We start from the raw sequence: 7,933 nt of genomic DNA, 5'->3' as shown, positions 1-7,933 counted from the left end.
CCGGGTACGCCGTGCTGTCACGCGGCCCGCGCTGGTGCCCTGACCGGCAGGGCGTCCAGGAACAGCGCGCCCGCCAGCAGCCCGGCGCTCCCCCGCGGGCTCCACGCGCGCGTGTGCAGGTCGGCGTCGAGGGACGACAGGGCGTCCGCTCCGGCCTCCGTGGCCGTGCCGCCCGCCTCCAGGACCTCGCGGGCGCCCGCCTGGACGTGCCGGAGGCCGAGCGGGCCCGCGGTGTAGAGCAGTTCGGTGTCCTGGAGGGTGGACATCACGGTGAGCAGGGCGTCCAGACGGGACTGCTCCTCCGTGGCGCCGGCCGCGCGGGCCCTGGTGAGCGCGTCCAACGCCCGCCGGACGTGCGGGAATCCGGCCCGTGCCTCGCCGCGCGCCCCGGCGGCGCCGTACTTCGCGGACACCGACGAGCCCCGGGAGGGCCTTCGCGGGGCGCGCTTGTCGGGGTGCGCGGCGATGCGCTTGGCGGTCGCGGCGACGTCCCGCGCGTCGGCCCGGGGGTCGAGTGCCGCCGCGGCGACCAGCAGGCCGAGCGCCCACAGGGCGCCCCGGTGACCGCCGCCCGCGAGCCGCACCGAGTGCTCGGTGCACCTGCCGATCGCGCCGAGTTCGGTGCGGAGCCCGGGAGTCGGCTCGCCCGTGCGCCGGGCGGCGGCGGCCATCGCCGCGAGGCCCGGCGCGAGCGACTTCGCCGACCAGCGCAGCAGGCGGTGGTCCCGGCGGGTGACGAGGGCACCGAGGTCGCGCGGGTCCGGCAGGCCCGGCTTGGGGGCCAGGGCCAGCTGCCCGGTCAGCGCCGTCACGGCGGCGCGCGCCAGCGCCTCGTCCTCGCGGCTGCTCATGGCCGTACCCCCTAGGAGGAGGCGGAGGAGGAGGCGGAGGCGGAGGCCGACGGGGTGCCGCTGGGGGCGTCGCCCGGAGCGCCGCTCGGTGCGTCGCCGGGCGGCGTGCCGCCACCACCGCCGCTGCCCGCGCCGGTGTTCTCGGCGTCGGGGTCGACGGCGACGGTGAGGAAGCCCTTGTAGCCCTTGGAGGGGTCCTTCTTGTGCACGGCCTTCAGGGTCAGCAGGCCGCTGGAGGCGCCGCCGCCGTCGTAGACCATGTCGTCGTCGAGGGTGGTGTAGCTGCCGGAGTGCCGCGCGTACGGCTCCAGTGTGAAGATCTCCTCGGCGATCTCGTCGTCGAAGAACAGCTGGCCGGTGTAGTTGACCTTGCCGCCCTCGTAGGTGCCGTCCTCCTGCTGGCCGCCGGTGTGCACCTTCAGGTGGATGTGGCAGGTACGCGGGGTGTACCAACCGGGGAAGATCGTCTCGAACTTGACGACCCCGTTGGCGCCCGCGACCTGATAGCCCCGCAGATACGTGTCGTCGTCGGCGGTCGAGCCGTCCTCGCTCTCGGCGGGCGCGGAGCCGCCGGGGTTGGCCGTGGTGTAGCCCGAGTAGTACCCCCAGGCGTCGCAGTGCCAGATCTCCACGGCCGCGCCCTCGACCGGGGTACAGCCGTCGGTGGCGTCCACGACGGTCAGGCGCAGCGTCAGCGGGACGCCGCTCTTGTCCTCGGTGATGTCCTCCCGCACCAGGGCGCCGTCGAGGTAGTACGGGCCTTCGGTGACGCTCGACATCAGCGTCATGCAGGTGCCGGTGCCGCTGCTCTCCGCGGCGGTCGCGGTCGCCGTCGTGGCCGTGTCGGCGAAGGCCGCCTGGTAGCCCGCGAGGGCAAGTCCGCCCGCCGCGACCGTCCCACCGGTCACCGCGAGGGCGCGGCGCCGGGTGATCGACTTGTCCGTGTGGTTTCCCGTCATGGCCAGGAAACTAGGGACGCCACCCGTCAGGGGCGTGGGGTGGCGCTGTGCGGTGGCTGTGAGTGCGGGAAAAGCAGAAGAGGGCCGGGCCCAGGGCCTGTCTTCTGATCAGCCCTAGACCGCCATCAACGGCGCGTCCTTGCGCCACTTGAGGATCTTGTCGAAGCTCACCACCGCACCGCCCCGGTCCGGCTTGTTGCCGATCTGGACGTGGTCGGCGAGCTCGCTGATGAGGCACAGCCCCCGGCCGTCCTCCGCGTCGAAGGCCGCCGGGCGGGGGGCGCGGTGGGGTGCCGTGAAGCCCGGGCCCGAGTCGGCGACTTCGATGTGGCACTTCTCGCCGTCCAGATACGCCGTCACCCGGTACGCCTGGGGCGCGCCGTCCGGGGTGAGCCCACCGCCGTGCTCGACCGCGTTGGCGCAGGCCTCGCTGAGAGCGACGGAGAGGTCGTACGAGACATCCGGGTCGACGCCCGCCGTCTCCATGGTGCCGAGCAGCAGACGCCGGGCGAGGGGAACGCTCGCGGCTTCACGGCGCAGATGGAGTGACCACCAGATGCTCATGCTCCAGCCTCCTGGCCGCGGCTCGACATACCGTTACGTATTGCCGCGAGTGCCCACCGGTAAGCACATCATTGACGTGATGCCGCCCATATGGTCGATGCGCCCACGCGGGAATCGGTGTATGTGGGTGCAGCCCACATCGGAAGCTGATCTTCCGGTCGTAAGGGGCCATGTGCCGCGCCTCTTCCGGCACCTGGGCGCCTTCGGGCACCTGTGCGTCTCCGGGCACCGCTACGCCATCAGGCACCTGTGCGTCTCCGGCACCTCTACGCCATCAGGCACCTGTACGTCTTCAGGCACCCGCGCCTCGGGGACCATCCGGGGGTCATCAATCGCCCGTACGCCTCGAATCGCTCGTTCGTCATCTTGTGGACCTGCCGTATGGCGGCCGTAAGGCCAGTGCGATGATGAGCCCGCCATGTCTGCCCCCCACCCGCGCACGGCGCGCGCCGGAAGCGATCTCCGGATACTGCGGGCCGCGGTGTTCGCCGCGGTCTGCGTCGTGCTGGCCGGGACAGGTCATGTGCTCGGCTCCTGCGCCACGATCCCGCTGTGGACGATGGGCGCGGGGTTCCTGGGGGTCCTGCTCGTCACCGTCCCGTTCGCGGGGCGCGAGCGTTCGCTGGCCGGGATCGCGGGGCTGCTCGCGGTCGGCCAGACCGTCCTGCACACGCTGTTCGGGCTCGGCCAGCACGCCATGACGGCCGCCGGATCGGCGTCCTCGGCCACCGCGTCGGCGTCCGACGCCGCGCTCGTCCAGCAGGCCGCGCGGCTCGTGTGCGGCACCGCGGCCGCGGCCATCAGCCCGGCCCAGGCCCAGCGCATCCTCACCGACGCGCGGCTCGGCCCGGTCACCGGGGCGCACCCCTCGCACCCGGCGGCGGACGCGCTGTCCCCCGTCACCGACTCCGGCTTCTCCGCCGCGCTGCTGCCGTCACTGCCGATGGTGCTGGCCCACGTGCTCGCGGCGGTCGCCGCGGGGTGGCTGCTGCGACGCGGCGATCTGGCCCTGCTGCGGATCGTCGAGATGTCCGCTCCGTCGGCGCACTCGGTCGCCGAGGGGGCTCTCGTACGTTCCCTGCGCGGGGCGCTCGCGCTGGTGCGCGCCCTGCGTGCGGGGCTGCCGGGCACCCCCGAAGTCGGCCCGCGCTTCCTGCCGGTCGAGTCCCTCGCGCGACCCGCTCCGCGTACCGTCGCCCTTCAGCACACGGTGATCAGGCGCGGCCCGCCGGCCGCCGAGCTCGTCCTCGCCGCCTGACACGACGCGACCGCCGCACTCCACGCCCGTGGGGATGAGGGGCTGCCGTCGTGCGGCACGCGTGCGTACCGGCTTCTTCGATCGAGGCACATCTCCGTCCGCCTGATCGGGCACGCCCACGCGCACGTACCCCTCTTCACCACCGGAACCCGAATCTCACTCACAGTGGAGTGCTTCGCATGAAGGCCTCTCGTATCGCCGCCGCCGGCGCCGTCGCCGGCACGGCCGTGCTCGCCCTGTCCGCGCCCGCCTTCGCCCACGTCAGCGTGCAGCCGGAAGGCACCGCTGCCAAGGGCGGCTACGCGGTCGTCGACTTCAAGGTGCCCAACGAGCGCGACAACGCCTCGACCACCAAGCTCGAGGTCAACTTCCCGACCGACCACCCGCTGGCCTCCGCGATGCCGGAGCCCATGGCCGGCTGGAAGATCGAGGTCACCAAGTCCAAGCTCGACAAGCCGATCGAGCTGCACGGCGAGAAGATCTCCGAGGCGGTCTCGAAGATCACCTGGACCGCCGAGGGCAAGGGCATCGAGCCCGGCTACTTCCAGAAGTTCCCCGTCTCGGTCGGCCAGCTCCCCGAGGACACCGACCAGCTCGTCTTCAAGGCCCTCCAGACGTACTCCAACAAGGAAGTCGTCCGCTGGATCGAGGTCCCCGAAGAGGGCCAGGACGAGCCCGAGAACCCGGCGCCGGTGCTCGAGCTGTCCGCCGCCGAGGAGGGCCACCACGGCGGCTCCTCCTCGGAGAAGGCGTCCGACGCCGAGGCCGCCTCCGCGAAGACCGAGGCCGCCGAGCCGGCCGACAGCAGCGACACCACCGCCCGCGTCCTGGGCGTGGTCGGCATCGTGGTCGGCGCGCTGGGTGTGGCGTACGGCGTGCTCGCCGGCCGTCGGCGCACCGACGCCTGATCACCCCTCGGTTCACGGCGCGCGCCGGAGCACGCCCCCGGTGCGCGCCGGGACTCCCACAACTAGGACATATCGCTATGCGTAAGAAGACGTTCCATGCGTAAGAAGACCTTCGCCGCGGCCGCCCTGCTCGCCGCCGCCACCCTCACCCTGACCGCCTGTGGCAGCGGTGGCGACAGCGCCGAGCCGGTGACCGTGGTCTCCGAGGAGCCCGGCTCCGACAAGGCGGCCATCGTCCTCGACAAGCCGTTCGAGAAGCCGGACCTGGTCCTCACCGACACGAACGGCAAGAAGTACGACCTCCGCAAGGAGACCCAGGGCAAGCCGACGCTGATCTACTTCGGCTACACCAACTGCCCCGACGTCTGCCCGCTGACGATGAACAACATCGCCGTCGCCAAGAAGCAGCTGCCCAAGGCGCAGCAGGACGAGCTGCGGGTCGTCTTCGTCACCACCGACCCCGAGCGCGACACCGCTCCCGCGCTGGGCAAGTGGCTCAAGGGCATCGACACGCAGGTCGTGGGTCTGACCGGCGCCTTCGACACCATCCAGGCCGGCGCGCGCACCCTCGGCATCTCCATCGAGCCCCCGCACAAGGACAAGAACGGCAAGATGGTGTCCACCCACGGCACGCAGGTCGTCGCGTTCTCGCCGAAGACCGACGCCGGGTACGTCCTCTACACCGAGGACGCGACCGTGGACGACTACACCAAGGACCTCCCCAAGCTCATCAAGGGGGAGAAGCCGTGAGGCGTGCCGTCGTGCCCGTCGCGGTGGTGACCGGGGTGCTGATCCTCGCCGGCTGCGGCTCCGAGGACGCCGCCGACGTGTCCGTGAGCGGCGCCTACATGCCGCAGCCGGTCTCCGACTCCATGGCGGCCGGTTATCTGACCGTCACCAACAAGGGCGGAACCAAGGACGAGTTGACGTCCGTCACCAGCGACGTCGGCGAGGTGACCGCCCACGAGACTGTCGGCGGGTCGATGCAGCAGGTGGAGGACCTCGCCGTCCCCGCGCACGGTCAACTCGTGTTCAAGAGCGGTGGCAACCACCTGATGTTCGACAAGCTGAAGCGGAAGCCGAAGCAGGGCGAGACGGTGACCGTGAAGCTCCGGTTCGCCGAGTCCGGCACCGTCACGGTCCGGATGCCGGTGAAGCCGGCGACGTACACCCCGAAGACCGGGCACTGAGGGAGAGATCGCCTTGACCCAGACCATCGCCCCCCGCGTCCGGACCCTGGTGCTGCTGCTCCTGGCCGCCGTCGGTCTGCTCCTCGCCGGTGCCGGGCCGGTCTCCGCGCACGCCGCACTGACCGGCAGCGACCCCCGGCAGGGGGCGGTGGTGGCCAAGGCCCCGACGCAGATCTCGCTGACCTTCTCCGAGAAGGTCGCCCTGTCCGACGACTCTCTGCGGGTGCTCGACCCCAAGGGCGGGCGCATCGACCGGGGCGACCCGGCCAACCCCAGCGGCACCACGTACTCCGTGCGGCTCAAGGACGACCTGCCGGACGGCACGTACACCGTCACCTACCAGGTGGTGTCCGAGGACAGCCATCCCGTCGCCGGCGCCTACACCTTCTCCATCGGCGCCCCCTCCCGGACCAGCGTCTCCGTCTCCGGGCAGACCGCGGGCGGCGGAGTCGTCGGGGCGCTCTACGGCGTCGGGCGGTACGTCTCGTACGCCGGCTTCATCGTCATGGTCGGCGGCGCCGCCTTCGTGCTCGCCTGCTGGCAGCGCGGGGCGGGGGTGCGGGCACTGCAGCGGCTCACCGTCTCCGGATGGCTGGCCCTGACCGGCGCCACGCTCGGCCTGCTGCTGCTGCGCGGCTCGTACACCAGCGGCGGCAAGGTCGGCGACATCTTCGACCTCGACCTGCTCGGGCAAGTGCTGCAGACCAAGACGGGTGCGGCCCTCGTGTCCCGGCTGCTGCTGCTCGCCGCCGCGGCGCTGTTCATCGCGGTGCTGTTCGGGGCTTACGAGAAGCGGGACGACGAGGAGAAGCGGGATCTGACCTTCGGGCTCGCCATCGGCGGGACGGTCGTGGCGGCCGGGCTCGCGGCGAGCTGGGCGATGTCCGAGCACGCCTCGACCGGGCTCCAGGCCGGGATCGCGATGCCGGTCGACGTCCTGCACCTGATGGCCGTCGCGAGCTGGCTCGGCGGGCTGGCCGCGCTGCTCGTCGCCCTGTACCGGGCGCCTGCGGACACGCCGGTCGACGCCTCGGCCGTACGGCGGTTCTCGCGCCTCGCCTTCGGCAGTGTGCTCGCACTCGTCGCGACCGGGATCTACCAGTCGTGGCGTCAGCTCGGCTCGTGGTCGGCGTTCACCGACACGCGGTACGGGCAGTTGCTGCTGGTCAAGATCGGGCTCGTGGTGCTGCTGGTGGGGATCGCGTGGGTCTCGCGGCGGTGGACGGCGCGGCTGGCGGAGACGGCCGGGGCGGGGCTGCGGGAGGCCGGTGCGGAGGACGGGGACGGCGAGGGGGCCCTGGGAGAAGGAGCCCTGAGGGAGGGAGCCCTCGAGAGGGGAGCCCTGGAGAAGGAGCACGCCGCCGCACGGGCCGGTTCGACCGGCTCGGGTTCGACCGGCTCGGGTTCGACCGGCTCGGGTTCGACCGGCTCGGGTTCGACCGGCTCCGGCTCGGTCGGCTCCGGCTCGGTCGGCTCCGGCTCCGGCTCGGCGGGGTCCGATTCGACCGGTTCTGAATCGGCTGGTTCCGATTCGGCCGGTTCCGATCCGGCCGGTTCCGATTCGGCCGGGAAGGGCACGGTGGCCTCCGGCAAGAAGGCCTCCGGGAAGAAGGACGGCGGCTCCGAGCGCGCCGCGCAGCTCGCCCGGCAGCAGGCCGCGATCGACACCGCGCGGCAGAAGCAGCGGCGGGACGCCGACCCGAACCGGTTCGGCCTGCGCCGCTCGGTGCTGGCCGAGGCGGGCGTCGCCGTCGTCCTGCTCGCCGTCACCACCATGCTGACGTCGACCGAACCGGGGCGTACGGAGGAGCAGGCCAAGGCGGCGGCATCGGCCGCGTCGGCCGACGCGTCGGCGGCCGGGGCGCTGACCCTGGACATGTCCTTCGACACCGGCGGCGAGGACGGCAAGGGCGTCGTACGCGTCGACCTCGACCCGGCGCGTGTGGGCGCCAACGAGATGCACGTGTACGTACAGCGACCCAACGGCCGCGCCTTCGACATCCCCGAAGTGAAGGTCGCCTTCACCCTGGAGTCCCAGGACATCGGGCCGCTGCCCGTCGTCCCGGACCACATCGCCACCGGACACTGGGCGGCGAGCGGAGTACAGCTCCCCATGGCGGGCGAGTGGAAGGTCTCCGTGACCGTGCGGACCTCCGACATCGACCAGGCCACCGTCTCCAAGAACGCGCAGATCGGCTGAACC

The 7,933-nt window shown here is 72.2% G+C and carries 8 protein-coding genes; 5 read left to right on the top strand and 3 right to left on the bottom strand.

Features of this window, described 5'->3' with window-relative positions:
* Nucleotides 1–17: 17 nt before the first annotated feature.
* From ACIRD7_RS30565 to ACIRD7_RS30555, 3 genes are all read right to left on the bottom strand, one after another.
* A complete protein-coding gene (locus ACIRD7_RS30565; RefSeq protein WP_403458653.1) occupies nucleotides 18–851 on the bottom strand; it encodes a triphosphoribosyl-dephospho-CoA synthase in 834 nt (277 codons plus the stop codon).
* Nucleotides 852–862: 11 nt separating this feature from the next.
* A complete protein-coding gene (locus ACIRD7_RS30560; RefSeq protein ID WP_403458651.1) occupies nucleotides 863–1,810 on the bottom strand; it encodes an intradiol ring-cleavage dioxygenase in 948 nt (315 codons plus the stop codon).
* Between the two features lie 114 nt (nucleotides 1,811–1,924).
* Nucleotides 1,925–2,374, bottom strand: coding sequence for an ATP-binding protein (locus ACIRD7_RS30555; protein ID WP_403458649.1), 450 nt, complete (start codon nucleotides 2,372–2,374; stop codon nucleotides 1,925–1,927).
* Between the two features lie 418 nt (nucleotides 2,375–2,792).
* Here ACIRD7_RS30555 and ACIRD7_RS30550 point away from each other — a divergent pair, with 418 nt between their 5' ends.
* The 5 genes from ACIRD7_RS30550 (at nucleotide 2,793) to ACIRD7_RS30530 (ending at nucleotide 7,930) form a co-directional block, all read left to right on the top strand.
* Entirely contained in the window at nucleotides 2,793–3,632 is an 840-nt protein-coding gene (locus ACIRD7_RS30550; protein WP_403458647.1) for a hypothetical protein, read from the top strand.
* Nucleotides 3,633–3,811: 179 nt separating this feature from the next.
* The gene (locus ACIRD7_RS30545; protein ID WP_403458645.1) at nucleotides 3,812–4,540 is read left to right on the top strand and encodes a YcnI family protein; all 729 of its coding nucleotides are present in this window, start codon (nucleotides 3,812–3,814) and stop codon (nucleotides 4,538–4,540) included.
* A 96-nt stretch (nucleotides 4,541–4,636) separates the two neighbouring features.
* Nucleotides 4,637–5,290: an SCO family protein gene (locus ACIRD7_RS30540; RefSeq protein ID WP_403458643.1), complete on the top strand. Its 654-nt coding sequence runs from the start codon at nucleotides 4,637–4,639 to the stop codon at nucleotides 5,288–5,290.
* Complete coding sequence (locus tag ACIRD7_RS30535) at nucleotides 5,287–5,730, top strand: copper chaperone PCu(A)C (protein WP_403458642.1); 444 nt, start codon at nucleotides 5,287–5,289, stop codon at nucleotides 5,728–5,730. Before ACIRD7_RS30540 ends, ACIRD7_RS30535 begins: the two co-directional genes overlap by 4 nt.
* Nucleotides 5,731–5,743: 13 nt before the next feature.
* Nucleotides 5,744–7,930: a copper resistance CopC/CopD family protein gene (locus ACIRD7_RS30530; RefSeq protein WP_403458641.1), complete on the top strand. Its 2,187-nt coding sequence runs from the start codon at nucleotides 5,744–5,746 to the stop codon at nucleotides 7,928–7,930.
* Nucleotides 7,931–7,933: the final 3 nt, after the last annotated feature.

Source organism: Streptomyces sp. NPDC093568, assembly GCF_044764945.1.
Classification (GTDB): domain Bacteria; phylum Actinomycetota; class Actinomycetes; order Streptomycetales; family Streptomycetaceae; genus Streptomyces.
Note: the sequence above shows the minus strand (reverse complement) of the source record. Positions and strands in the feature narration are given on the sequence as shown.

What these genes read in the sequence shown, in the direction of transcription:
- ACIRD7_RS30565 (WP_403458653.1), bottom strand. Translation starts at nt 851, where the DNA reads ATGAGCAGCCGCGAGGACGAGGCGCTGGCGCGCGCCGCCGTGACGGCG.
- ACIRD7_RS30560 (WP_403458651.1), bottom strand. Translation starts at nt 1,810, where the DNA reads ATGACGGGAAACCACACGGACAAGTCGATCACCCGGCGCCGCGCCCTC.
- ACIRD7_RS30555 (WP_403458649.1), bottom strand. Translation starts at nt 2,374, where the DNA reads ATGAGCATCTGGTGGTCACTCCATCTGCGCCGTGAAGCCGCGAGCGTT.
- ACIRD7_RS30550 (WP_403458647.1), top strand. Translation starts at nt 2,793, where the DNA reads ATGTCTGCCCCCCACCCGCGCACGGCGCGCGCCGGAAGCGATCTCCGG.
- ACIRD7_RS30545 (WP_403458645.1), top strand. Translation starts at nt 3,812, where the DNA reads ATGAAGGCCTCTCGTATCGCCGCCGCCGGCGCCGTCGCCGGCACGGCC.
- ACIRD7_RS30540 (WP_403458643.1), top strand. Translation starts at nt 4,637, where the DNA reads ATGCGTAAGAAGACCTTCGCCGCGGCCGCCCTGCTCGCCGCCGCCACC.